Genomic DNA, 25,079 nt, shown 5'->3' on the forward strand with positions numbered 1-25,079 from the left:
TCGCCACACTACCACATTGAAGGCGCGAGTCGATCGCGTTTCGCCGGCTCCGGGAGGGACAAACAGGATGCCGCCGGGCCTCTGACAGCATTTTATGCTGTCCTCCGGCGACGCGGTGGTGCCGCCGAGGTCCTGGGTGAGGGCGCCCGCGCCTTTGACCGCTTCGGCGGCGCGCATGAGACGGGCCGAAGCACTCTGCTCGCCGAGTGCAGGAGGGGCAGGGGTAGAGCTAGTTTGGCTGTCGCGGCCAATAATATTGCGATAGCGGCATCGCATCCATCATCTTTTTAGGTTTTGCTAACATAGTCTGATTCTATCGTTGTTTTGAAAATGCTTGGAACAGTCGAATGACCAAGATATCGGAGCGGCTCGCGGGTTTGAGTGAGGAGAGTGCAGTCCTGATTGCGCTTTACGATCAGGATGATCGTTTGCGCTATGCAAACGCCGCGTTTCGTTCCACCTACGCCTTGGAAGCAGAGGAAACGCCCTTATGGGCTGATCTCATGCGGCGAAATACCAAGGCGGGGAAGGGCACGATCATCAAGACCGCCGACTTCGAGACATGGCTGGTCTCGGCACAGTCGCGGCGTGGCAAGCTCCCGTTCCGTGCCTTCGAAACCGATGTGGCCGACGGAAGATGGTTCTGGATGACCGAGACCGTCCAGGGCGACGGATGGATGCTATGCATCGCCAGCGACATTACGCCTATGAAGACGAGCGAGCGTGACCTAAGGCAAGATCGTGATTTTGCCTTGCGGGCTTCGCAGACGGACGAACTGACCAGCGTCTCCAACCGCCGCTTCATGATGGCAGCGCTCGAGAGCATGGTCGCGCGCCAGGCATTGGCGCAGTCGGTCAGCGGCTGCGCCTGCATCATGGATCTAGATTACTTCAAACGCATAAACGACGTTTACGGACATCAAGCTGGAGACGGCGTGCTCATCGATTTTGCACGCCGCGTCCAGCCTCTGGTTCGCCGCCGCGACAGTTTTGGGCGCATCGGCGGTGAGGAATTCATGTTAATCTTGCCCGATACGACACTCGGGCAAGGCGAACTGATCGTCGACCGGATCCTTAAGGCGGTTCGAGGCGCGCGGCCCATCCGCTCGGCGCCGACATTCTCTTATACCTGCTCGGCTGGGCTCGCCGAATTACACCCGGGCGAGACGGCACGCGAACTTTACGCCCGGGCGGACGAGGCGCTTTACCATGCAAAACAAAGCGGTCGAGACCGGTTGAAGATCGTCGCCTAAGGGAAAGAGTTATCGACCGCCGAGAAAGGCGGATATGACCTTGAAGCGGACGTCGATGCGGCCAAAGGGCGCGCGCATCGAACGCTTCCTTCTGCTATTCGTGTGAGTTAAGCAACCAGTTCCATAATTCAGCTTATGCAAGATTACACGCATTAGGCGTATAATTCTACCTTGAGTATAGACGGCGGCTGTGATGTGGCTCAGACATGCAATGCGCTTCCCAAAGCTTTCAGCGCCGCCTCCATGACCGCTTCGCTGCGGGTCGGATGGGCGTGGATGGTGCCGGCGATGTCTTCCAGGCGGGCACCCATCTCGATCGCCAGCGCAAACGCCGCCGAGAGTTCGGAGACGCCGGCTCCGACCGCCTGCAGGCCGAGCACGAGATTGGTGTCGGCGCGGGCGATGACGCGCACGAAGCCCTCCTCCGACAGCATCGTCATCGCCCGTCCATTGGCGCTGAACGGAAACTGGCCGGTGCGGATTTCATAGCCCTGCGCCCGCGCCTCCGCCGGTGAGAGGCCGGCGCTGACGATTTCGGGATCGGTAAAGCAGATGGCGGGAATGCATCTTTTGTCCCAGGCCCGCTTCTTGCCGGCGATGATCTCAGCCACCATCTCCCCTTGCGCCATGGCCCGATGGGCCAGCATCGGCTCGCCGGTCACATCGCCGATCGCATAGATACCGCGCATCGACGTGCGGCAGCGATCGTCGATCCTGAGATAAGGACCGGCGCGATCGAGGTCGAGTTCTTCGAGACCGGAGCCTGCCGTCCTCGGGCGGCGGCCGACGGTGACGAGGATGCGGTCCGCCGGCAGGGTCTGCTGGTGGCCATCGGAGGTTTCGACGATCAATGCTTCGCCGTTGTCGGCAAGACCTATCGCTTTCGCGCCTGTCAGCACCCGAATGCCGCTCTCGGTCAGCTTTCGCATGACCGGGCGCACCAGCTCTGCATCATAGAGCGGCAGAACCTGCGGCGTCGCTTCGACGACGGTCACCTCGGATCCCATCTTGGCAAAGGCGGTGCCGAGCTCCAGACCGATGTAACCGCCGCCGACCACGACGAGCTTTTTCGGCAGCTCCGTCAGCGACAGTGCCTCCGTCGAGGAAATGACGCGGCCGCCGAAAGGCAGATTCTGAAGCTCCACCGGATCGGAGCCGGTGGCGATCACCACGGTCTCGGCGCGGATGATCTGCTGGCCGGTTTCGGTCTCCACCTCCACCGTCTTGCCGTCGCGGAAATGAGCCCGGCCGTGGACGATCTTGACCCGCGCCTTCTGCAACAGTCCCGAGACACCGCCTGTCAGCCGGCCGACAATGCCGTCCTTCCAGGCGATCGTCCTGTTGAGATCGATCGAGAGGCCCTCGACGCGGATGCCCATCGGGTTCCTGCCGCCAAGCATCTTTTGCGTGGCGTCGAATTCCTCGGCCGCATGGATCAGTGCCTTGGAGGGAATGCAGCCGACCGTCAGGCAGGTGCCCCCCGGCTTGCCGGCCTCGACGATGACGGTATCGATGCCGAGCTGGCCGGCGCGGATGGCACAGACATAACCGCCCGGACCGGCGCCGATGACGAGGAGCTTGCAGACAATTTCTTTCATGGATCAGCCTTCGATGAAAATGAGCGCCGGTGTTTCCAGCAGCGTGCGGATGCGCTGCACGAAGGTCGCCGCATCCCAGCCGTCGATGATGCGATGATCGAAGCTGGAGGAGAGGTTCATCATCTTGCGCGGCACGAACTGCGCGCCGTCCCAGACCGGCCGCGTGGCGATCTTGTTGACGCCGATGATCGCCACCTCAGGATGATTGATCACCGGCGTCGAGACGATACCGCCGAGCGCGCCGAGCGAGCTGATGGTGATGGTGGAGCCGGAAAGTTCGTCGCGCGTCGCAGTCCCCGAGCGCGCCGCGTCCGCCAGCCGGCTCATCTCCGCGGCGCAATCCCAGATGCCGCGTGCTTCCGCATGCCGCACCACCGGCACGGTCAGACCGGCCGGCGTCTGGGTGGCGATACCGATATGCACGGCGCTATGACGCGTGATGATGCCGGCATCGTCGTCGAACGTGGCGTTGACGTCGGGCTGTTCGGAAATCGCCTTGACCAGCGCCCGCATCAGGAAGGGCAGAACCGTCAGCTTCGGGTGATCCGGCCTGCGGTCGCCGTTCATGGTGGCGCGCAACTCCTCGAGCGCCGTCATATCCACTTCCTCCACATAGGTGATGTGGGGGATGCGCGAGGTGGAAAGCACCATCTTTTCGGCAATGCGGCGGCGCAGGCCAATCAGCTTGATTTCCTCGGTCGCCGTCTTCCTGGCAAGACCGTTCTTTGCCGCGACAGGCCCGCTCCCCTGGGCGAGGAACTGCTCGATATCCTCGCGCAGGATCCGCCCGGCCGGACCGCTCCCTTGCACTTGCCTCAGATCGACGCCGCTTTCCCTGGCAAAAAGCCGCACGGAGGGCGAGGCAAGCGGTTTTTCGGCAGGCGCAGCCGCCGCAGGAGCCGGGGTGGCCGGGGCCGGCTTCGCAGTCGCGACTTTCGTCGTCTCGGCAACCGGCGCCAACGCAACCACCACAGGCTGAGCCTCGACGGCATCGCCCCCCGTCTCGATCCGCACCAGCGGCGCCTTGACCGCGATGCGGTCTCCGACCTCGCCCGCGAGCCAGATGACGGTGCCATTGACGGGAGAAGGAATTTCGACGGTCGCCTTGTCGGTCATTACGGCGGCGATCACCATATCCTCGCGGACGGGATCTCCTGCCTTCACATGCCATTCCACCAGCTCGGCCTCGGCCACCCCTTCACCGACATCCGGCATCTTGATGATAAATTCGCCCATGGCTCAGGCCTCCATGACTTCGGCCAGCGCGCGACCGACACGGCCCGGACCGGGGAAATAGTCCCACTCCTGCGCATGCGGATAGGGCGTGTCCCAGCCGGCGACGCGCACAACAGGCGCTTCGAGATGATAGAAGCAATGTTCCTGCACCAGGGATACGACCTCGGCACCGAAGCCCGACGTCAACGTCGCCTCATGGACGACAACACAGCGCCCGGTCTTGGTGACCGAATTGACGATCGTATCGAGGTCGAGCGGCAGCAAGCTTCTCAAATCGATCACCTCGGCATCGATTCCGGCATCTTCGGCTGCGGCCAGCGCCACATGCACCATCGTGCCATAGGCAACAACGGTTACCGCCGATCCCACCCGCCGCACCTCGGCCTTGCCGATCGGGATGGTGTAATGGCCATCGGGTACCTCGCCGAGATCGTGTTTCGACCAGGGCGTCACCGGCCGCTCGTGGTGACCGTCGAAGGGGCCGTTGTAGAGCCTCTTCGGCTCCAGGAACATGACGGGATCGGGATCCTCGATCGCCGCAATCAGCAGGCCCTTGGCGTCATAGGGATTGGACGGCACGATCACCTTCAGCCCGCAGACATGGGTAAACAGCGCCTCCGGGCTCTGGCTGTGCGTCTGGCCGCCGAATATGCCACCGCCTGTCGGCATGCGCACGACGATCGGGCAGGTGAAATCGCCGTTGGAGCGGTAGCGGATGCGCGCCGCCTCCTGCGTCAGCTGGTCATAGGCCGGATACATGTAATCGGCGAACTGGATTTCGACACAGGGTTTGAGCCCATAGGCCGCCATGCCGATCGCCGTGCCGACGATGCCGGATTCGCTGATCGGCGTATCGAAGCAGCGTGTTCTGCCGTATTTTGCCTGCAGGCCCTGCGTCGAGCGGAAGACGCCGCCGAAATAGCCGACATCCTCGCCGAAGACCACGACATTGTCGTCCTTCGCCATCGAGACGTCCATGGCGCTCCGCACCGCCTCGATCATCGTCATTCTGGCCATGTCAGTACCCCGCCTTCTGCCGCTGGCGGCGGATATGCGGCGGCATCTCGGCATAGACGCCCTCGAAAATATCGCGCACCGACGGCCTGCCGCCGGCATGCAGCGTGCCGTGCGCCTCCGCCTGGCGTTGCGCCTCGATCACTTCGTCCATGATTTCGGCTTCCGCCTGCACATGCCGCTCCTCCGACCAGACGCCCTTGACGATCAGATGTTTCTTCAGCCGCAGCACGGGATCGCCGAGCGGCCAGGCCTCTGATTCCGTCTTCGGCCGATAGGCGCTCGGATCGTCCGAGGTCGAGTGCGCGCCGACGCGATAGGTGACATGTTCGATCAGGGTCGGCCCGAGATTGCGCCGGGCGCGTTCGGCCGCCCAGCGGGCGACCGCATGGACGGCGAGATAATCGTTTCCGTCCACCCGCAGCGCCGGAATGCCGAAGCCGAGGCCGCGGGCGGCAAACGTGCCGGAGCCGCCGCGGGCAATGCCCTGGAAGGTCGAAATCGCCCACTGATTGTTGACGATGTTGAGGATGACGGGCGCCTTGTAGGTCGAGGCGAAGACGAGGGCCGAATGGAAGTCGGATTCCGCCGTCGATCCGTCGCCGATCCAGGCCGCAGCAATGCGGCTGTCGTTCTTGATCGCCGAGGCCATGGCCCAGCCGACGGCCTGCACATATTGGGTGGCGAGATTGCCCGAGATGGTGAAAAAGCCGTGTTCCTTGGAGGAATACATGATCGGCAGCTGACGGCCGTGCAGCGGGTCGCTCTCGTTCGAATAGATCTGGTTCATCATCTCGACCATCGGATAGTCGTCGGCAATCAAAAGACCCGCCTGGCGATAGGTCGGGAAATTCATGTCGCCCTTCGCAAGCGCCTTGCGGAAGGCGCAGCTGACGGCTTCCTCGCCGAGATGCTGCATGTAGAAGGAGGTCTTGCCCTGGCGCTGCGCCATCAGCATGCGGGCATCGAAGGCGCGCAGCTTCATCATGTTGCGAAGCCCGGTCAGCAACTCCTGATCGGAGAGCGAGCCCGCCCAGGGACCGACGGCCTCACCGTCACGGTTCAAGACGCGGATGATCGAATAGGCAAGGTCACGGATATCCTCGGATGCGACATCCACCTCCGGCCGCGGCACGGAACCGGCCTTGGCGATCTTGACGTTGGAAAAATCGGGCTGGCCGCCCGGACGGACAGCAGGTTCGGGGACGTGCAGGCTCAAACGAGCGGAATCCACCATGTTTTTGTTTTCCTCCCTGTGCCAGCCGTGCTCCCCTCCCCGGAAGCAGGGCCGGATGTGGTTCTTATAGATTGCGGGCGATCACCATGCGCTGCACGTCGCTCGTTCCCTCATAGATCTGGCAAATGCGCACATCGCGGTAGATGCGCTCGACCGGATAATCGGCCATGTAGCCGTAGCCGCCATGGATCTGGATCGCGTCCGAGCAGACGCGTTCGGCCATCTCCGAGGCAAAGAGCTTTGCCATCGAAGCTTCCGACAGGCAGGGCAGCCCGGCTTCCCTGAGGGAAGCCGCGTGAAAGACGAGCTGGCGCGCTGCCTCGATCCGCACCGCCATATCGGCAAGACGGAAGGCAACGGCCTGATGTTCGAAAATCGGCTTGCCGAAGGCGGTACGCTCCCTGGCGTAGTCGCGCGCCGCCTCGAAGGCCGCCCGCGCCATGCCGACCGCCTGCGCCGCGATGCCGATCCGCCCGCCCTCGAGATTGGCAAGCGCGATGCGGTAACCTTCGCCTTCCGCACCGAGCCTCAGGTCGACGGGAACGCGCATATTGTTGAAGGCAATCTGGCAGGTATCGGTGGAATGCAGTCCGAGCTTTTCCTCGATGCGGATCACTTCGTAGCCCGGCGTCTCCGTCGGCACGATGAAGGCGGTGATGCCCTTCTTGCCGGCGTCGGGATCGGTAACCGCAAAGACGATGATGATATTGCCGTTCTTTCCCGAGGTGATGAACTGCTTGGCGCCGTCGATTACATAGTGGTCGCCGTCACGCCGCGCCCTTGTCTTCAGGTTCGAGGCATCAGAACCGGCCTGCGGTTCGGTCAGCGCAAAGCCGCCGATCCATTCGCCGCTTGCAAGTTTAGGGAGGAAGCGCTGCCGCTGCTCCTCGGTTCCGAATTTGAGGATCGGCACGCAGCCAACGGAGCTGTGCACGCTCATGATCGTCGAACAGGGTCCGTCACCGGCGGCAATTTCCTCAAGTGCTGCGGCATAGGCGAGCACACCGGTATCCGAGCCGCCATAGGCCTCCGGCACCAGCATGCCAAGCAACCCGAGCTCGCCCATCTCCTGCAGTTCTTCACGCGGGAAGAGATGCTCCCGGTCGCGTCTGGCTGCCCCCGGCGCCAGCCGATCGCGGGCAAAATCGCGGGCGACATCAGAGATCTGCTGCTGAAGGTCGGAAAGGATCATCTGCCTGCCCTCCCCTCAGTCCGCTCGATGGCGACGGCCGTCGCCTCGCCGCCGCCGATGCAGAGCGCGGCCATGCCGCGCTTCAGATCGTAGCGCGCAAGCGCCGCAAGCAGCGTCACAAGGATGCGGGCGCCCGAAGCGCCGATCGGGTGGCCCAGCGCGCAGGCACCGCCATGCACATTGACCTTTTCATGCGGCAGGTCGAGATCGCGCATCGCCGCCATGGCGACGACGGCGAAAGCCTCGTTGATTTCGAAGAGATCGACGTCCGAGATTGCCAGGCCGGTGCGGTCCGACAGCTTCTGCAGCGCGCCGATCGGTGCGGTGGCGAAAAGATTAGGCGCCTGTGAATGGGTGGCGTGGCCGAGGATCGTGGCGAGCGGCGTCAGGCCGCGATGCTCGGCCTCGGAGCGGCGCATCAGCACCAAGGCTGCCGCGCCATCGGAAATCGAGCTGGAATTGGCGGCCGTCACCGTGCCGCCGTCGCGGAAGGCGGGCTTCAGGGTCGGGATCTTGTCGAGCCTGGCCTTGCCGGGTTGTTCGTCGCGGCTCGCCACCTGCTCGGTCCGCCCCGATTTCACCGTGACCGGCACGATCTCGCTTTCGAAACTACCCTCCGCGATCGCCTTCTGCGCCCGCGTCAGAGAGGCGATGGCGTAATTATCCTGCGCCTCGCGCGTGAACTGATAGGCCTCGGCGCATTCCTCCGCGAAGCTGCCCATCAAGCGCCCCTTATCATAAGCATCCTCCAGCCCGTCGAGGAACATATGATCCACGACACGCCCATGGCCGAGCCTGTAGCCGCCGCGGGCCTTGTCAAGGAGATAGGGCGCATTCGTCATGCTTTCCATGCCGCCTGCGACGGCGATCGAGGCGCTGCCCGCCGCGATCAGGTCATGCGCCATCATGACCGCCTTCATGCCGGAGCCGCACATCTTGTTGACGGTGCTGGCGCCGGTCGAAAAAGGCAGGCCGGCATGGATCGCCGCCTGTCGCGCCGGCGCCTGCCCCAGGCCTGCCGGCAGCACACAGCCGAAGACGACCTCCTCGATCGCCTCGGCCGAGACGCGGCTGCGCTCAAGTGCTGCGCGGATTGCCGCTGCGCCGAGTTCCGGCGCGGTCGCCTCCTTCAGCTCTCCCTGGAAACTGCCGATCGGCGTGCGTGCCGCACCGACGATGACGGTGGGATCCTGCTGTGCCATCTTTCCTCCTTCGGGCAAGCGCTTACCGCGCGCCCATTCGCAATGCCCCGTCGAGGCGAATGACCTCGCCGTTCAGCATGGTGTTTTCAAAGATATGGCGCACCAGCCCGGCAAATTCCGCCGGCCGGCCGAGCCTCGGCGGAAAGGGCACGCTTTGGCCAAGGGCTGCCTGAACCTCGGCCGGCATGCCGGCCATCATCGGCGTCTCGAAAATGCCGGGCGCGATCGAGACGACGCGGATGCCATGGCGGGCAAGCTCGCGGGCGATCGGCAAGGTCATCGCCACCACTCCGCCCTTCGAGGCGGCATAGGCCGCCTGGCCGATCTGGCCGTCGAAGGCGGCGACCGAGGCCGTATTGACGATGACGCCGCGTTCGCCTTCCGCATCCGGCTCCGCCGTCCGGATCGCTGCTGCGGCAAGCCGGATCATGTTGAACGTGCCGATGAGATTGATGCTGATGGTGCGCTCAAAACTCTCCAGCCGGTGCGGCCCGTCGCGGCCGATCACCTTTTCGGCCGGCGCAATGCCGGCGCAATTGACCAAACCGTGCAAGGCGTCGAAGGCTTCCACCGCTGCGGCGACCACCGCAGCCCCATCCTCGCCATCGGTCACGTCGGCTTTGACGAAGCGGGCATCGCTGCCGAATTCCCGGGCAATCCTTTCGCCCGCGTCGACGTTGAGATCAGCAATCGTCACGCGTCCGCCGGCCTCGACCAGCATGCGCGCCGTCGCCGCTCCCAGCCCGGAACCGCCGCCGGTGATGATGAAACTTGCTCCACGGATCAGCATCAATCTGTTCCTCCCCGCCGGCCATGCCCTCCTCGAATCGCAACTGGCAGAGATGATTTTATTCACTCCGCCTATTGCAAGCGATGACAGAAGTGCTCCATTATTTCGGCCAGTTTTGCCATAGCGTGAGGTTTGATATGGCCGAGATCGAGCGACGGATGATCGCACCGGGCTTTGTCGAGGAGGCGCTCGACAGCCTGCGGCGGCTGGGCAAGCCGACGGAACCGATCCTTGCCCGCGTTGGGCTGCCGGTCGTCATCGACCAGCCGGTTTCGGCGGAAACCTATGGCGCGCTCTGGCTGGCGATCGCCGCCGAACTCGACGACGAATTCTTCGGCATGGGCTGCCGTCCGATGCGCAGCGGCAGCTTCACGCTGCTTTGCCATTGCGTGCTGCATGCACCGACGCTCGGTCATGCGCTGCGCCGGGCGCTGCGCTTCCTCGATGTCGTGCTCGACGACCCCTGCGGCAGGCTCGTCATTCGCGACGGCCTCGCCGAGGTCGAGCTCCAGGATGCCGGCGGCCCGCGCTCGGCTTTCGCCTACCGCACCTACTGGATCATCCTGCACGGGATCACCTGCTGGCTGGTCGGCCGGCGCATTCCGATCCGGCTCGTCGATTTCCGCTGCGCCGAGCCGAAACAAGGCGCCGACTACCGGCTGTTCTTCGGCGCACCGGTACGCTTCTCGCAACCGGTCAGCCGGCTTGGGTTCGACAGCGCCCTGCTCGACCTACCGATTTCACGCAGCGGGCAGGCGTTGAAACAGTTCCTGCGCGGCGCGCCCGCCAATATTCTGGTGCGCTACCGCTACGATGCCGGCATCGCCGCCGCCGTCCGCCGGCGCTTGAGCCAGGCGACGCCGGCCACGTGGCGCAGCTTCGCCGAACTCGCCGCCGACATGCGCATGCCACCCTCGACGCTGCGCCACCGTCTGCACGACGAGGGACAAAGCTATGCCGCCATCAAGGACGAAATCCGTCGGGATCTCGCCGTCGAATTGCTGCTGAACACCTCGAAAACGATCGGCGAGATCGCCGTGCAACTCGGCTATTCCGAACCCAGCGCCTTCTTCCGGGCCTTCCGGAAATGGGTGGGCAAGAGCCCTGAGGTCTTTCGGCGGGAGGGTTCGGAGGGACAGGACTCCGTGCGGTAATCAGAGGCCGGCGCCATTCGCAATGTCATAGGCTCCACGCTGCTATTTGGCGCCAGCCGTCCAACATACTCCCTCATGCCTGTGCTCGTCACAGGCATCCAGCGCGCCCAAGTCCTTGGGCAGGAGACCCTCTTCGATAGTGCGAGTGAGTCATTCACCGCGCCGACGCGCGGTGGCTGGATGCCTGTGACAAGCACAGGCATGAGGGAGCATAGGTGGACGCGTCTCGACCCAACCTTCCGTAGCGGCGACAACATGATCTCCTTCAACGGCACTTTGAACCTTTCGCAACCCGCGCTACATATTTCAGCGGGAGGAGTGCCATGTTTGATTTCTCGCTCGGCGAAACCGCGGACGCGATCCGTGAAACGACGGCGCGGTTTGCCGCCGATCATATTGCTCCGCTCGCCGCGGAGATCGACGAAAGCAATAGTTTTCCGCGCCAGCTCTGGCCTCGGATGGGCGCACTCGGCCTGCATGGGATCACCGTCGAGGAAGAGTTCGGCGGCGCCGGTCTCGGTTATCTCGAACATGTCGTCGCCATGGAAGAAGTCTCCCGCGCCTCGGCCTCGGTGGGTCTTAGCTATGGCGCCCATTCCAACCTCTGCGTCAACCAGATACGCCGCTGGGCATCGCCGGAACAGAAACACCGTCATCTGCCGAAGCTGATCTCCGGCGAACATGTCGGCTCGCTTGCCATGTCCGAGGCCGGCGCCGGTTCCGATGTCGTCTCGATGCGACTGCGTGCCGAGAAAAAGGAAGACCACTATATCCTGAACGGCACCAAGTTCTGGATCACCAATGCGCCACATGCCGACGTGCTCGTCGTCTATGCCAAGACCGATCCGGCCGCCGGCGCGAAAGGCATTACCGCCTTCATCATCGAAAAAGGTCTGCCCGGTTTCAGCGTCTCGAAAAAGCTCTCCAAGCTCGGCATGCGCGGCAGCGACACTGCCGAGTTGATCTTCGAGGATTGCGAGGTGCCGGCCGAGGCGCTGATGGGCCGAGAGGGAGAAGGCGTGAAAATCCTGATGTCCGGCCTCGACTACGAGCGCACGGTGCTTGCTGGCGGTCCGCTCGGCATCATGCAGGCCTGTCTCGATGTCGTGCTGCCCTATGTTCGCGATCGCAAGCAGTTCGGCAAAGCGATCGGCGATTTCCAGCTGATGCAGGCCAAGATCGCCGACATGTATGTCGCCCTGAATTCGGCCCGCGCCTATGTCTATTCCGTGGCGCGGGCCTGCGATGCCGGCCGCACGACGCGCACGGATGCGGCGGCCGCCATCCTCTTTGCCAGCGAGAATGCCGTCAAGGTGTCGCTGGAGGCGATCCAGGCGCTCGGTGGCGCCGGTTATACCAAGGAGTGGCCGGTCGAGCGCTTTTTACGCGATGCGAAGCTCTATGATATCGGCGCCGGCACCAATGAAATCCGCCGCTATCTGATCGGCCGGGAGCTCATCGCATCATGACGGTGATTTCGACGGCGATCGACCGCGACAGCGACAGCTTCAAAGCCAACACAGCCAAGAACCGAGCCCTCATCGACGAGCTCCAAGACCGTTCGGCAAAGGCGCGCGAGGGCGGATCGCCGACAGCGCGTGATCGCCACACCGGCAAAGGCAAGCTCCTGCCGCGCGACCGCATCCAGTTGCTTCTCGATGCCGGCAGCCCCTTCCTGGAGATCGGCACGCTGGCGGCCGACGGCATGTATGGCAACGAGGCGCCTGGCGCCGGCATCATCGCTGGCATCGGCCGCGTATCCGGCCGCGAGGTGATGATCGTCGCCAATGACGCAACGGTGAAGGGCGGCGCTTATTACCCCCTGACGGTGAAGAAACATCTCAGGGCGCAGGAGATCGCCCTGCAGAACCGGCTGCCCTGCCTCTACCTCGTCGATAGCGGCGGCGCCAATCTTCCGCACCAGGCTGAAGTCTTTCCCGACCGCGATCATTTCGGCGCGATCTTCTACAACCAGGCCCAGATGTCGGCCGAAGGCATTCCGCAGATCGCCTGCGTCATGGGAAGCTGCACCGCCGGCGGCGCCTACGTGCCGGCCATGTCTGATGAAACGGTGATCGTGCGCAATCAGGGCACGATCTTCCTCGCCGGTCCGCCGCTGGTCAAAGCGGCCACCGGCGAGATCATCTCGGCCGAAGAACTCGGCGGCGCCGAAACCCATGGCCGCCGCTCCGGCGTCGTCGATCATGTCGCCGAGAACGACGAACATGCGCTGCTCCTGGTGCGCGATATCGTCGCCAGCCTCAACAGCGTCAAATCAATCGACATAGACATCCAGCCTCCGCGGCCGCCGAAACTCGATCCCGAGGATCTCCACGGCCTCATCCCCGATGACGTGCGCTCGCCCTATGACGTGCGCGAGGTGATCGGCCGGATCGTCGACGGCTCGGAACTGCACGAGTTCAAACCGCTTTACGGCACAACGCTCATCTGCGGCTTTGCCCGCATCTGGGGCATGCCGGTTGCCGTCATCGCCAATAACGGCGTGCTGTTTTCCGAAAGTGCGCTGAAGGGCGCGCATTTCATCGAACTCGCCTGCCAGCGCCGGGTGCCGCTGCTCTTTCTGCAGAATATCTCCGGCTTCATGGTCGGCGGCCGCTATGAGGCCGGCGGCATCGCCAAGGATGGGGCAAAGCTGGTGACCGCGGTCGCCACCGCCACCGTGCCGAAAGTCACCGTCATCATTGGCGGCAGCTTCGGCGCCGGCAATTACGGCATGTGCGGCCGCGCCTATCGCCCGCGTTTCCTCTTCACCTGGCCGAACAGCCGCATCAGCGTCATGGGCGGCGAACAGGCGGCCTCGGTGCTCGCCACCATCCGCCGCGACGCGATGGCGGCGCGCGGAGAGGACTGGCCTGTTGACGATGAGGAGGCCTTCAAGGCACCGATCCGCGCCGGCTACGAGGCCGAGGGCAATCCCTATTATGCCACCGCCCGCCTCTGGGACGACGGCATCATCGACCCGCGCCAGACGCGCGATGTGCTGGGTCTTGCCTTTTCCGCCTGCCTGAATGCGCCGATCCCGAAAGGGCCGCGCTTCGGCCTGTTCCGGATGTGAGGCGCGATATGATGGAAAGCCTTCTCATTGCCAACCGGGGCGAGATCGCCCGCCGCATCATCCGGACTGCAAAGATGCTCGGCATCCGCACGATCGCTGTCTATTCCGAAGCCGATGCCGGCCTGCCTTTCGTGCGAGAAGCGGACGAGGCGATCGCCATCGGCCCACCGCCGGCACGAGAGAGTTATCTCTCGCAGGAGCGTATCCTGGAGGCCGCCCGCAAAACCGGCGCCGCCGCGATCCATCCCGGCTACGGTTTCCTGTCGGAAAATGCCGAATTTGCCGAAGCGGTTGAGAAGGCCGGCATCATCTGGGTCGGCGCGCCGCCGGCCGCCATCCGGGCGATGGGGCTGAAGGACGCCGCCAAGGAATTGATGCAGGCAGCCGGCGTACCGGTGACCCCCGGCTATCTCGGGCCGGACCAGAGCGAAGCAAGGCTGACGGCCGAGGCCGATGCCATCGGTTATCCCGTGCTCATCAAGGCGGTTGCCGGCGGCGGCGGCAAGGGCATGCGCCGCGTCGACCGCGCGCAAGATTTTGCCGAGCTTCTCGTCTCCTGTCGCCGCGAGGCAGCCGCCGCCTTCGGCGACGACCGCGTCCTGATCGAACGCTATATCGCCAATCCGCGCCATATCGAGGTGCAGGTTTTCGCCGACACGTTCGGCAACTGCGTCCACCTCTTCGAGCGCGATTGTTCGTTGCAGCGCCGGCACCAGAAAGTCATCGAGGAAGCCCCTGCCCCCGGCCTCGATGCCGCCACCCGCGCTGTGATCTGCGATGCGGCGGTCAAGGCGGCAAAAGCGGTGAACTATGCCGGCGCCGGTACCATCGAATTCATCGCCGATGCTTCTCAAGGCCTGCATCCCGACCGTATCTGGTTCATGGAGATGAACACGCGCCTGCAGGTGGAGCATCCAGTCACAGAAGCCATAACAGGCGACGATCTGGTGCTCTGGCAGCTGAAGGTTGCGAGCGGCGAGCCGCTGCCGAAAAGCCAGGACGAGATTTCCATGAACGGCTGGGCCTTCGAAGCCCGGCTCTATGCCGAAAATCCTGCCGCCGGCTACCTGCCCTCGATCGGCCGGCTCGAACATCTCAAACTCCCTAGAACCGTCCGCGTCGATAGCGGCGTCGAACAGGGCGATGAGATTACCGCTTTCTACGATCCGATGATCGCCAAGATCATCGCGCATGGGCCGAACCGCGAGGCCGCATTGTCGAAGCTCGCCGCCGCCTGCGCCGGCATCGAGGTCTGGCCGGTCAGATCCAATGCCGGTCTTCTCGCCCGCATCGCCGTCGACCCGGATTTTCGCGCCGCACGGATCGATACCGGTTTTCTCGACCGCCACGGAGAAAACCTTGTCACAAGCAAGCCTGATGAAACGGTCATCGACAGGGCGGCCACGGCACTTTCGAACGATATGGGTCGCGATCCCTGGTCGGCGCTTACCGGTTTCCGCCTTGCCGGGCCAAGCGACAGCCGCGTGCGCCTGCGCATCGACGGTCACCTCCATTGGGGACGCGCGCGCCCCGATCTCGAAGCAAATGCCGTTGAGATGGACGAGGCGACCGTGCTTTTCGATGCGGGAAATGCCTGGTCGATCGGCCTGCCCCATGCGGGCGAAATCGAGGCAAATCACGGCGCGGGCGACGGTGCGATCCTTTCGCCCATGCCTGGCCTCGTCATCTCCGTGGATGTCGCCGAAGGTGACCCTGTCGCCAAGGGGGACCGTCTGCTGACGGTGGAAGCGATGAAGATGGAACATGCGCTGCGGGCGCCCTTCGACGGCATCGTCGGAAAGTTGCAGGTTTCCACTGGGGCCAGGGTCTCGGAAAACCAGCTAGTCGTCAGCGTCATCAAGGAGGAGGCGTGATGGCCGGCCGCTATTTCGACGAATGGACGGTCGGCGACCGCATCGCCCACGCAATCCGTCGCACGGTCACCGAGACCGACAACCTGCTGTTCACGACGCTGTCCCACAATCCGCAGCCGCTGCATCTCGATGCCGATTATGCCGCCGGCACCGAATTCGGCCGGATCGTCGTCAACGGCACCTTCACCTTTGCGCTGACCGTCGGCCTTTCGGTCGGCGACACCACGCTCGGCACGCTCGTCGCCAATCTCGGCTATGACAAGGTGACGATGCCGAAGCCGGTCTTCATCGGCGATACGCTGCGGGTGGAAACCGAGGTGACGGAGCTGCGCCGCTCGAATTCCCGCCCCGATGCCGGTATCGTCACTTTCCGCCACATGACCCTGAACCAGCGCGATGAAATCGTCTGCCAGTGCCTGCGCACGGCGATGCTGAAGGTAAAACCGTCATGAGGCTGCGCTCGCTGCTCTTCGTGCCCGGCGACCGGCCGGAGCGTTTCGAAAAGGCGCTCGCCTCCGGCACCGATGCCGTCATTGTCGATCTGGAAGATTCGGTTTCAGCCGCGAACAAGCCGCGAGCACGGGAGGCCGTGCACGAATTCGTCCTCCGCCATGTCGGCGAGACCGCTCTGCTGATCCGCATCAATCCCCTGACCTCCCCCGAATTCGAAGCCGACCTTGCCGCTCTCAGCGGCCTTCATCCCTTCGCCGTCATGCTGCCGAAGGCCGAGGGCGCCGCTTCCGTGCGCAAACTCGCAGTCTCGCTGACGCCAGCCATTCCCATCCTGCCGATCGCTACCGAAACGCCATCCGCGATCTTCGAGATCGGCAGCTACCGGGATGTCTCGGCAAACCTTTGCGGCCTGACCTGGGGCGCCGAGGATCTGCCGGCCGCGATAGGGGCTACGACAGCGCGAAGGACGGATGGCCGTTATACGCCGCCTTACGAGCTTGCCCGCTCGCTCACCCTATTCGCAGCCCATGCCGCCGCCGTTCCGGCAATCGAAACCGTCTATCCGGATTTCCGCGATCTCAAGGGTCTGAGCGCCTATGTCGGCCGCGCCCGGCGCGACGGCTTTTCAGGCATGATGGCCATCCATCCGAGCCAGGTCGAAGCGATCAATCACGCCTTCACGCCGGATGTTTCCGAGATCGCCTGGGCAGAGAAAGTCGCCGCCGCCTTTGCCGCCCGGCCCGACGCCGGCGTCATCCAGCTTGACGGGCGCATGCTCGACTTGCCGCATCTAAAGCTCGCGCTCCGCCTTCTGGAAAGCGCCGGGCGATAGGCCGAAGTGTCGGCGAATCAGCCCGATTTTGCCGTTGGCTTGGCAGCGGCATGCTCCGGCTCGAGGTAACCGGCGCCGATAGCGACGTAGAGATCGACATAATCCTTGGCGACCTGCTGCACCGTGGCCGCAAGACTTGCCTGAGCATCGGAGACCGAACGCTGCGCGTCCAGCACGTCGAGCAGCGACGAGGCGCCGTCCTTGTAGCTCGTGGTCGAAAGCGCCAGCGATTCCTGCGACGTCTCTACCTGCCTGCGCAATGGCTCGAGCGTCTGCGTGTCACGGCGAACGGCCGAAAGCGCGTTTTCGACCTCTTCGACGCCGTTTAACACCGCCGCTTTCCACGCCAGATACTGAGTCCTGGCATCGGATTTCTCGATGTCGACATTGGCCCGCAATTTGCCACCATCGAAGATCGGCAGGTTGAGCGTCGGTCCGAAAGACCAGCTGGTCAGGCTTGCACCGCTGGCGCCCGATGATTTGACCCAGCTCGGCGAAATCGAGCCGGAAAGCGCGATCGACGGGTAAAGCTGGACTTGGGCAGCACCGATATCGGCGACGGCAGCGGCCAACTCGCGTTCGGCCTTTCTTATATCGGGACGGTTGCGGAGAAGATCGGCCGGAATGCCGGCGCGAATGTCACCGCGGAAAACCGGCTGGCCTACACCCTTCCGCAGTTCGTCCGTCAGCGAAGCTGCCGGCATCCCGAGCAGAGTGGCAATGTGATGGGCCGATTCGGTGAAGCTCTGTTCGAGGCCGGGAATGTCGGACTTCGTCGACTGTACCAGGCCTTCGGCCTGAACGACGTCGAGGCGGGAGGCCGCACCGGCTTTCAGCTGCAGCTGCGTGAGTTCGTAAGTTTGCTGGCGGGATTTCAAGCTCGTCTGTGAAAGCGCGATCCGCTCCTGATAATAGCGCGCGTCGATATAGGTCTCGACCAGGTCTTTCAGGAAGGTGAGCTTTGCATTGTCGGCCGTCGCATAGGCGGCCCCCAGCGAGGCAAGCGCACTCTCCTTCGAGCGGCGGTACTGGCCGAAGATGTCGAGCAGCCAGGAAAGGCTGGCCTCCCCGCCTGACGTGTTCGTCGTGCCGACGGTCGTGCGCAACCGCCCCTTCTCGCCGGATAGCGTATGCGATCCGTCGACCGTCAGGCTCGGCATGGCGCCGGCGCCGGCAACCGTGACATTGGCTGAAGCCGAATTGATGCTTTCGAGTGCCTGCAGCACATCGAGGTTCTCGGCGAGGCCGTGGGTTACCAGGCCGTCGAGCCGCTTGTCGCGATAAGCCGTCCACCACTCGGCCGTCACGACATTGCCGTTGCTCTTGCTGCTCCCTCTTCGAATTTCGCCGCAAGCGGCATCTGCGGAGGAACGTGGTCCGGGCCGCTGACGCAGCCTGCCAGCAGAAGCGCGAGTGCCGATGTGGCGTAGCGGAGGGATGATAGTCTTGTGCAAAGCGACGTACTCACTGGGGAGCCTTCCGAACCTGGATCGTGGGTTCAGGCTTAGCGACGCCAGCGTTAATGGCGGTTAAGAAACTGTAAAGTTAGGTAAAAGCCGGCAGGAGGCATCAGCGCCTTCTCGGAAGCTCCAGGGTGATCGCCAGCCCCCCCGCCTCCGGCAATGACGCATGCACGCGCCCGCCATGACGTTCGATGGCCTGCCTGGTGATGGCGAGACCGAGACCGTATCCGCCTCTCGGCACCGCGTCTTTCCCGCGTGAGAACGGCTGGAAGATGCGTTCGAGTTCATCCCGTTTGACGCCCGGCCCCTGGTCCGTAACGGAGATTTTGAGGCGGTCAGCTGTCGTCTCGCAGGACACCGAGATGGACGAATGATCGGCCGTATATTTGACGGCGTTGCGAACGACGTTTTCGAGCGCCCGGTAGATCAGCTCGCCCTCGACCTCGGCCCGGAAGACGCCCTCGACACTCGTCGTGATCGAGACCTTCCGTGCCTGGGCCTCGAAAGCCGCATCGCCGAGGATTTCGTTCAGCAGCTCGATGACGTCGACCGCCTGCGTCTGCAGCGGCAGGCCGGACCCTGCCGTCAGCCTGGCAAGGGTCAGAACTTCGCCCACCAGCGCATCGAGCCGTTCGACCTCCCGGTCCATCCGGTCCAGCATGGCGCCGAGTTTGGCCGGGCTCTGCCGGAGCACGCCGACGGCAGCCTGCAGGCGGGACAAGGGCGAACGCAATTCATGGGACACGTCATGGAACAGCCTCTGCTGCGCATCATGAAGCTCCTGAAGCCGGGCGGCGGTGGAATCGAAATCATGTGCAAGTGCGGTGACCTCGTCCCTGCGACCCGCCATCTTGTCTCCGATACGGACGTCGAAACGGCCGTGGGCAAGCGCACTCAGGCCGTCGCGAAGGTGGACGACGGGACGAATGAGGTATCTGGCGAGTGCTGCCGCCGCGACCGTGCTCGAAACGAAAATCGAAAGCCACGGCACCAGCAGAGCCAGATTGTCCATCACGTTGAGAAGGAAGCTGGCTTCCGGCGCCACGGAGATCCGGTAACAAGTTCCGTCCTTGAGGACGGATCTCGCCTCTGCCGTGCTCTCGTCTCCGCACACCGTTGAATCGGCAATTTTCGACAGCGTCAGGCCAAGCGGCACCGCATCTTCGCTGCTGCGGACGACGCGCGCGGCGGCGTCCTCGCCATACCTGGCAAGCACGTTCGCCGTCAACTTCAGAATGATCGCCCGCTCCTGGTATTCCCGATCGCGGCCGGGGGGCGGGATCTCAAAGAGATTGACGATAAGAATGACGACCGCGACGCCCCCCGCGAAGGTCAGCCAGATGATCGAGAAGAATTTCCAGAAAAGCCTGGGCATGGTCAATCCACGAGAAGTTGATAGCCCTGGCCGCGAACGGACTGGATCCAGGATTGCCCGTCCTCCCTCAGTCCGAGCTTCTGGCGAACGCTGCTGATGTGGACGTCGATCCGGCGGTCGAACGGGGTGAGCGGCTTGCCGAACGCCCGCTTCGAAATATCATGTTTCGACACGAGCTGGCCGGCGCTGCGGGCGAGAACCTCGAGCAGGCTGAACTCCGTGCCGGTGAGGTCAAGGGTTTCGCCACGCCACTCGGCGATCCTGCTGCCCGGATGGATAACCAACCGCCCCGCCCTCACCGTGTCGTTCGCGGCGCCGGCCGCCGGCTGACCCGCCCGACGCAGGATGGCGCGCAGCCTCGCGGCAAGTTCGCCCGGCGAACATGGCTTCGGCACATAGTCGTCGGCACCGAGATTGAGACCGGATATCCGGTCCACGTCGTCGCCTCTGGCCGTCAGCATCAGCACGGGCACCTGGCTCAGCTTCCTGATCCTCTGCAGGACTTCGATGCCGTTCATCCGGGGCATCATGATGTCGAGCACGATGATGTCGACCGTATTGCCGGCAGCCGCAGCAATGGCGGCGCGCCCGTCGGTATCGGTGACAACGTCATATCCTTCCTCGACCAGATATTCCTGCAGAAGCGTCGTCAGCTCGGCATCGTCGTCGATGAGGAGAACCTTGTTCATTCGCGTTATCCATTATCAATCCCGGCAAGCCATACAGCACGAACACGACCAGGCGGCCAAGTTTTACCCAACTTAACACTAACTTGACCGCACTTAACGTTCGCCCCGTTACATATCCTGTCGTGACATCGACGCGAGCCGGGCCCGGATTGGCGTGCATGAGCCGCAAATCCGTCACCGAATTGATCGCGGATCGGGAAAAGGCAGCGATGCCTTTGACCACAAAGGAGTGCATCGTTGAGAAGACCATCAAGGCTATGGGCCGCCGCGTTCGTGACGGCCGCGCTTTTCTTTCCCCTGCGCAATGCCGCGGCCGAGCAAGCCGCACCCGCTCTCACCGTCTCGCTGACGACGCCGGCGCAGCGGGACTGGCCGGAGACCGTTCCGGCGAGCGGATGGCTGAAGCCGTGGCAGGAAGCCGGCATCGCCTCCGAGACCAGCGGCCTGCGTATAACCGATGTTCTGGTCGATGTCGGCTCCGTGGTCACCAAGGGCCAGACGCTCGTCCGGCTTTCCCAGGAAAGCGTACTCGCCGATCTTCGCAAGCAGGAGGCAGCCGTCGCGACCGCCAAGGCGAGCCTTTCGAAGGCCAAGGCCAACGCCGACCGGGCGCGGCAGCTCCAACCTTCAGGGGCGCTCTCCGACGAGAAGATCGTCGAATATCTGGCCGACGAGCAGACGGCAACGGCAAGTCTTGCATCCGAAGAGGCCGCACTCGACAGCGAAAAAATTAAGCTTGCGCAGACGACCATCACCGCCGTCGATGACGGTCTCATCACCTCGCGTTCTGCCGATCTCGGCGCCGTCGTCTCCGCTGGCACCGAGCTGTTCCGCATGGTTCGCCAACAGCGGGTCGAATGGCAGGCTGAAGTTTCAGCACGCTACCTCCCGCGCATTTCGGAAGGATTGAGCGTCAGGATCGACGGGGCGGACGACAACGTCATCGAAGGCAAGGTGAGACTCGTCGGTCCATCGGTCAGCACCGATACGAGCCGGGCGATCGTCTATGTCGCGCTTCCCGCAGACATGCGTCCGCGCACCGGACTTTACGTGACCGGCAACATCGAGCTCCAGACCTCCCCGGCGCTGACCGTTCCCGAAACGGCGATCGTCTTCCGCGATGGGATCAGCTACCTCTTCACTACAGGCGAGGATCAACGGGTGCAAAGGATCCGGGTGGAAACCGGCCGTCGCAACAATGGCGAAGTGGAAATCGTCTCCGGAATAGATCGCTCGTCGAAGGTGGTGATCTCGGGTGGCGCCTTCCTGTCTGACAACGACCTCGTGAAGATTGCGGAGAAAAACTGATGAACTTCTCAGCCTGGTCGATCCGCAACCCCGTACCGGCGATTTTGTTGTTTGTGATGCTGACAGTCGGCGGGCTCCTGGCCTTCAAACAGCTGCCGATCCAGAACTTCCCCGATATGGACCTTCCGACCATCATCGTCACCGCCACGCTCGACGGCGCCGCGCCGACGCAGCTCGAAACCGAGGTCGCCCGCACCATCGAGGATAGTCTTGCCGCGCTCAGCTATCTCGACCATATCACCACGACGATCACCGACGGCACCATCTCGATCAAGGTGTCGTTCAAGCTGGAAAAGAATAGCGAAGCGGCCCTGAACGAAGTCCGCAATGCCGTCGACAGCGTCAAGGGCGACCTGCCGGCACAGATGGAGACGCCTGGTGTCACCAAGGTCACGGTACAAAACTCGGCGCTTGTCACCTATGCCGTCGGCTCGACTGCGCTCAACGAGACCGAACTTTCCTGGTTTGTCGACAATGATCTTACCAAGACCCTGCTTTCGGTCTCCGGCGTCGGGCAAGTCAACCGCATCGGCGGGATCGACCGCGAGGTTCATGTGGATCTCGACCCCGCCACGATGGCGTCGCTCGGGGTCACCGCGGCCACCGTATCGTCGCAGCTGAAGGCCGTGCAGACGGATACGTCGGGCGGCCTTGGCGAAATCGGGGGCACCCGCCAGACCTTGCGCACACTCGGCGCCCTGCCGTCGGTAGAGGCGCTGAAAGGGCTCAAAATCCCCCTGGCCAACGGCCAGCAGGTTCGCCTCGATGACGTCGCATCCATCACCGACAGCTTCGCCGAGCGGTCCTCGATGGCCTATCTCGACGGCAAGCCGGTGATCGCGGTCGAGATCAAGCGCTCGAACGGATTTTCCGACAGCGGTGTTGCTGATGACATCGACAAGGCGATCAAACAGTTCGCAGCCAAGCATTCCAACGTGCAGATCGACGCGGCGTACAGCACGATCGGCCCGATCATCGGCAACTACGATGGTTCGATGCACATGCTGTATGAAGGCGCGATCCTGGCGATCATCGTCGTCTGGCTTTTCCTCCGGGACTGGCGGGCGACGATCCTGTCGGCCGTGGCACTGCCCTTGTCTGTCATACCGACCTTTCTTGTGATGTACCTTGCCGATTTCAGCCTGAATATCGTCACGCTGCTCGCGCTGTCGCTGGTGGTCGGCATCCTCGTCGACGATGCCATCGTCGAAATCGAGAACATCGCCCGCCACCTGCAGATGGGCAAGCGGCCGATCGATGCCGCCCTCGAAGCGGCCGACGAGATCGGACTTGCCGTCATCGCAACCACCTTCACGCTGGTCTCCGTCTTCCTGCCGACGGCGTTCATGAGCGGCATACCGGGCCTTATATTTCGCCAGTTCGGCATCACCGCCGCCGTCGCCGTCCTCGCCTCGCTCGTCGTCGCGCGCCTGCTGACGCCTATGATGGCCGCCTATTTCATGAAGGCCCATCCGACCGAGCAGAAGGATGGCCGAATCATGCGTGCCTATATCGCCATCGTGAAGGCCGCCATGAACCGCAGGAAGACGACCGTGGCCATGACTGCCATCGTCGTTGCGCTCTCGCTTTCGACCATTCCCCTGTTGAAATCGGGCTTCCTGCCCGCTTCCGACGACGCGCGAACCCAGATCACGCTCACCATGCAGCCGGGCGCCACCATCGAACAGACCGACGCCACGAGCAGGAAGGCCGCGGATATCGTCAGCAAGCTTCCCGACGTGACGCATGTCTTCTCTGCCGTCGGATCGGTATCCTCGGGCGGCGGACCCAATGCCAGCACCACGAGCGATGTCGGATCGGCCACGATCGTCGCCGTGCTGCCGCCAATCGACGAGCGCAGCCGCAAACAATCGGAAATCGAAAACGACATCCGGCGGGCGCTCTCCGTCCTCCCCGGCGTGCGCGTGGAGGTCGGTGGCGGCGGCAATGGCACGAAGCTCGAGCTCACGCTGGCGAGCGACGATGCAAACCTCCTCGACAGCGCAAGCACGGCGCTCGAGGAACAGCTCCGCTCGCTGCAGGGCATCGGCGCGGTGACATCGACGGCGGCCCGGCAGGCGCCGGAAATCCAGATCACACCCGACTTTGCGCGCAGCGCAGCGCTCGGGGTAACGTCGAGCGCCATTGCCAGCGCCGTGCGCGTGGCGACGAACGGGGAATATTCCTCCGATCTGCCGAAGCTCAACCTCCCTCAGCGACAGGTTCCGATCGTCGTCCGCTTCAGCCCTGAGTCACGCACCAAGCTCGACGACATCAGGAATATGCGGGTGGCGGGAACGCACGGCAACGTCGATCTCGGATCGATTGCCGATATCCGGATCGGCGGCAGCCCCTCTCAAATCGATCGGATCGATCGGATGCGCAATGTCACCATTTCCGTCGAACTGAATGGCCGTATCCTCGGCGACGTCAACCGCGAGGCGCAAGCGCTGCCGGCGCTCCAGCACCTGCCGCCGGGCGTCACCCTTGTCGAACAGGGTGAACTCCAGCGCAGTTCGGAACTGTTCCAGAGCTTCGCCCTTGCAATGGCAATCGGCGTGTTCTGCATCTACGCGGTTCTCGTCGTGCTCTTCCACGATTTCTTGCAGCCGCTCACCCTGCTGATGGCTCTGCCGCTCTCGCTCGGCGGCGCACTGGTGCCGCTCGTGCTGACCGGAACGAGCTTCTCCATGCCTGCCGTCATCGGCCTGCTCATGCTGATGGGCGTGGTGACCAAGAACTCCATCCTGCTCATCGAATATGCGATCATGTCGCGCCAGCGTGGCATGGCCAGGTTCGATGCCCTGGTGGATGCCTGCCACAAGCGTGCACGGCCGATCGTCATGACCACCATCGCCATGGCCTCGGGCATGCTGCCGGCCGCGCTCAGCCTGATGGGCGGGGATTCGAGCTTCCGCCAGCCTATGGCGATCGTGGTGATCGGCGGCGTGATGATGTCGACGCTGCTGAGCCTCATCGTCATCCCCGTCATCTTCACCTTCGTCGACGATCTGGAACAGATCCTCAAACGGCTGCTGCGCCGGATCGGAGTGGTCCAGGAAATCGCCGGGGATAAACCGCATGCCTCCAACGATCATGCAGCGATCGCCTTCCAGCCCGAGCAATCAAGACGGGGGCACGGTCAGCGATGATCTTTTCGGCTAGCTGCCAGATGCTCCCGCACCCAATGCGGGCAACGCCTGGCGACTTTCACAGCAACCTCTTCGGTCGAATTCCCTCCCCCGGAACGAGACCGCGGGACGTATATCCCCCGCAGGCGGCCCCATGCCGCCTGCGCGTCCTGCCTATTGAAATCGGTAGTCCAGGCACTCA

General features: G+C 63.4%; 18 protein-coding genes and 1 pseudogene. 9 read left to right on the forward strand and 10 right to left on the reverse strand.

The features are described from left to right. Positions 1 to 347 precede the first annotated feature (347 nt). Positions 348 to 1,253 carry a sensor domain-containing diguanylate cyclase gene (locus tag FFM81_RS22645; RefSeq protein ID WP_003572367.1) on the forward strand — a complete coding sequence of 302 codons (906 nt, stop codon included), beginning with the start codon at positions 348 to 350 and terminating at the stop codon, positions 1,251 to 1,253. 200 nt (positions 1,254 to 1,453) lie between these two features. On the opposite strand, the gene lpdA is transcribed toward FFM81_RS22645, so the two are convergent. From lpdA to FFM81_RS22680, 7 genes are all read right to left on the reverse strand, one after another. Continuing rightward, positions 1,454 to 2,851, reverse strand: coding sequence for a dihydrolipoyl dehydrogenase (lpdA, locus tag FFM81_RS22650; protein WP_025417832.1), 1,398 nt, complete (start codon positions 2,849 to 2,851; stop codon positions 1,454 to 1,456). 3 nt (positions 2,852 to 2,854) lie between these two features. Further along, positions 2,855 to 4,087 carry a dihydrolipoamide acetyltransferase family protein gene (locus FFM81_RS22655; RefSeq protein ID WP_138384555.1) on the reverse strand — a complete coding sequence of 411 codons (1,233 nt, stop codon included), beginning with the start codon at positions 4,085 to 4,087 and terminating at the stop codon, positions 2,855 to 2,857. Between the two features lie 3 nt (positions 4,088 to 4,090). Further along, positions 4,091 to 5,104 carry an alpha-ketoacid dehydrogenase subunit beta gene (locus FFM81_RS22660; protein WP_025417830.1) on the reverse strand — a complete coding sequence of 338 codons (1,014 nt, stop codon included), beginning with the start codon at positions 5,102 to 5,104 and terminating at the stop codon, positions 4,091 to 4,093. Position 5,105: 1 nt separating this feature from the next. Continuing rightward, complete coding sequence (locus FFM81_RS22665; protein ID WP_128397932.1) at positions 5,106 to 6,338, reverse strand: 3-methyl-2-oxobutanoate dehydrogenase (2-methylpropanoyl-transferring) subunit alpha; 1,233 nt, start codon at positions 6,336 to 6,338, stop codon at positions 5,106 to 5,108. Between the two features lie 64 nt (positions 6,339 to 6,402). Further along, positions 6,403 to 7,530: an acyl-CoA dehydrogenase family protein gene (locus tag FFM81_RS22670; RefSeq protein WP_128397933.1), complete on the reverse strand. Its 1,128-nt coding sequence runs from the start codon at positions 7,528 to 7,530 to the stop codon at positions 6,403 to 6,405. Continuing rightward, positions 7,527 to 8,732, reverse strand: a complete 1,206-nt coding sequence (locus FFM81_RS22675) for an acetyl-CoA C-acyltransferase (RefSeq protein ID WP_128397934.1) — start codon at positions 8,730 to 8,732, stop codon at positions 7,527 to 7,529. The genes FFM81_RS22670 and FFM81_RS22675 overlap by 4 nt, the downstream gene beginning before the upstream one ends. Before the next feature lie 22 nt (positions 8,733 to 8,754). Continuing rightward, positions 8,755 to 9,522, reverse strand: a complete 768-nt coding sequence (locus tag FFM81_RS22680) for a 3-hydroxyacyl-CoA dehydrogenase (RefSeq protein WP_138384554.1) — start codon at positions 9,520 to 9,522, stop codon at positions 8,755 to 8,757. 83 nt (positions 9,523 to 9,605) lie between these two features. Between FFM81_RS22680 and FFM81_RS22685 the strand changes: the two genes are divergently transcribed. From FFM81_RS22685 to FFM81_RS22710, 6 genes are all read left to right on the forward strand, one after another. Beyond that, complete coding sequence (locus tag FFM81_RS22685) at positions 9,606 to 10,676, forward strand: AraC family transcriptional regulator (RefSeq protein WP_037092686.1); 1,071 nt, start codon at positions 9,606 to 9,608, stop codon at positions 10,674 to 10,676. A 323-nt stretch (positions 10,677 to 10,999) separates the two neighbouring features. Further along, on the forward strand, positions 11,000 to 12,145 hold the full coding sequence (locus FFM81_RS22690) for an isovaleryl-CoA dehydrogenase (RefSeq protein WP_003572396.1): 1,146 nt from the start codon (positions 11,000 to 11,002) through the stop codon (positions 12,143 to 12,145). Further along, the gene (locus FFM81_RS22695) at positions 12,142 to 13,752 is read left to right on the forward strand and encodes a carboxyl transferase domain-containing protein (RefSeq protein WP_138384553.1); all 1,611 of its coding nucleotides are present in this window, start codon (positions 12,142 to 12,144) and stop codon (positions 13,750 to 13,752) included. The genes FFM81_RS22690 and FFM81_RS22695 overlap by 4 nt, the downstream gene beginning before the upstream one ends. Before the next feature lie 8 nt (positions 13,753 to 13,760). Continuing rightward, positions 13,761 to 15,626: an acetyl/propionyl/methylcrotonyl-CoA carboxylase subunit alpha gene (locus FFM81_RS22700; RefSeq protein WP_138384552.1), complete on the forward strand. Its 1,866-nt coding sequence runs from the start codon at positions 13,761 to 13,763 to the stop codon at positions 15,624 to 15,626. Beyond that, positions 15,626 to 16,078 carry a MaoC family dehydratase gene (locus FFM81_RS22705; protein ID WP_037092689.1) on the forward strand — a complete coding sequence of 151 codons (453 nt, stop codon included), beginning with the start codon at positions 15,626 to 15,628 and terminating at the stop codon, positions 16,076 to 16,078. Before FFM81_RS22700 ends, FFM81_RS22705 begins: the two co-directional genes overlap by 1 nt. Next, a complete protein-coding gene (locus FFM81_RS22710; RefSeq protein WP_128397940.1) occupies positions 16,075 to 16,911 on the forward strand; it encodes an HpcH/HpaI aldolase/citrate lyase family protein in 837 nt (278 codons plus the stop codon). Before FFM81_RS22705 ends, FFM81_RS22710 begins: the two co-directional genes overlap by 4 nt. A 17-nt stretch (positions 16,912 to 16,928) precedes the next feature. Here FFM81_RS22710 and FFM81_RS22715 read toward each other — a convergent pair. The 3 genes and pseudogenes from FFM81_RS22715 to FFM81_RS22725 form a co-directional block, all read right to left on the reverse strand. After that, positions 16,929 to 18,379: pseudogene (locus FFM81_RS22715) on the reverse strand (efflux transporter outer membrane subunit). A 101-nt stretch (positions 18,380 to 18,480) separates the two neighbouring features. Then, positions 18,481 to 19,749: a HAMP domain-containing sensor histidine kinase gene (locus tag FFM81_RS22720; protein ID WP_138384550.1), complete on the reverse strand. Its 1,269-nt coding sequence runs from the start codon at positions 19,747 to 19,749 to the stop codon at positions 18,481 to 18,483. A gap of 2 nt (positions 19,750 to 19,751) precedes the next feature. Beyond that, positions 19,752 to 20,438: a response regulator gene (locus tag FFM81_RS22725; RefSeq protein WP_138384549.1), complete on the reverse strand. Its 687-nt coding sequence runs from the start codon at positions 20,436 to 20,438 to the stop codon at positions 19,752 to 19,754. A gap of 237 nt (positions 20,439 to 20,675) precedes the next feature. On the opposite strand from FFM81_RS22725, the gene FFM81_RS22730 reads away from it, so the two are divergent. Then, positions 20,676 to 21,746: an efflux RND transporter periplasmic adaptor subunit gene (locus tag FFM81_RS22730; RefSeq protein ID WP_138384548.1), complete on the forward strand. Its 1,071-nt coding sequence runs from the start codon at positions 20,676 to 20,678 to the stop codon at positions 21,744 to 21,746. Next, positions 21,746 to 24,898, forward strand: a complete 3,153-nt coding sequence (locus tag FFM81_RS22735; protein WP_138384547.1) for an efflux RND transporter permease subunit — start codon at positions 21,746 to 21,748, stop codon at positions 24,896 to 24,898. Before FFM81_RS22730 ends, FFM81_RS22735 begins: the two co-directional genes overlap by 1 nt. Positions 24,899 to 25,079 lie beyond the last annotated feature (181 nt).

Origin of the sequence: Rhizobium hidalgonense, from assembly GCF_005862185.2 — a bacterium.
In the GTDB taxonomy this organism is placed as follows: Bacteria; Pseudomonadota; Alphaproteobacteria; order Rhizobiales; family Rhizobiaceae; genus Rhizobium; species Rhizobium hidalgonense.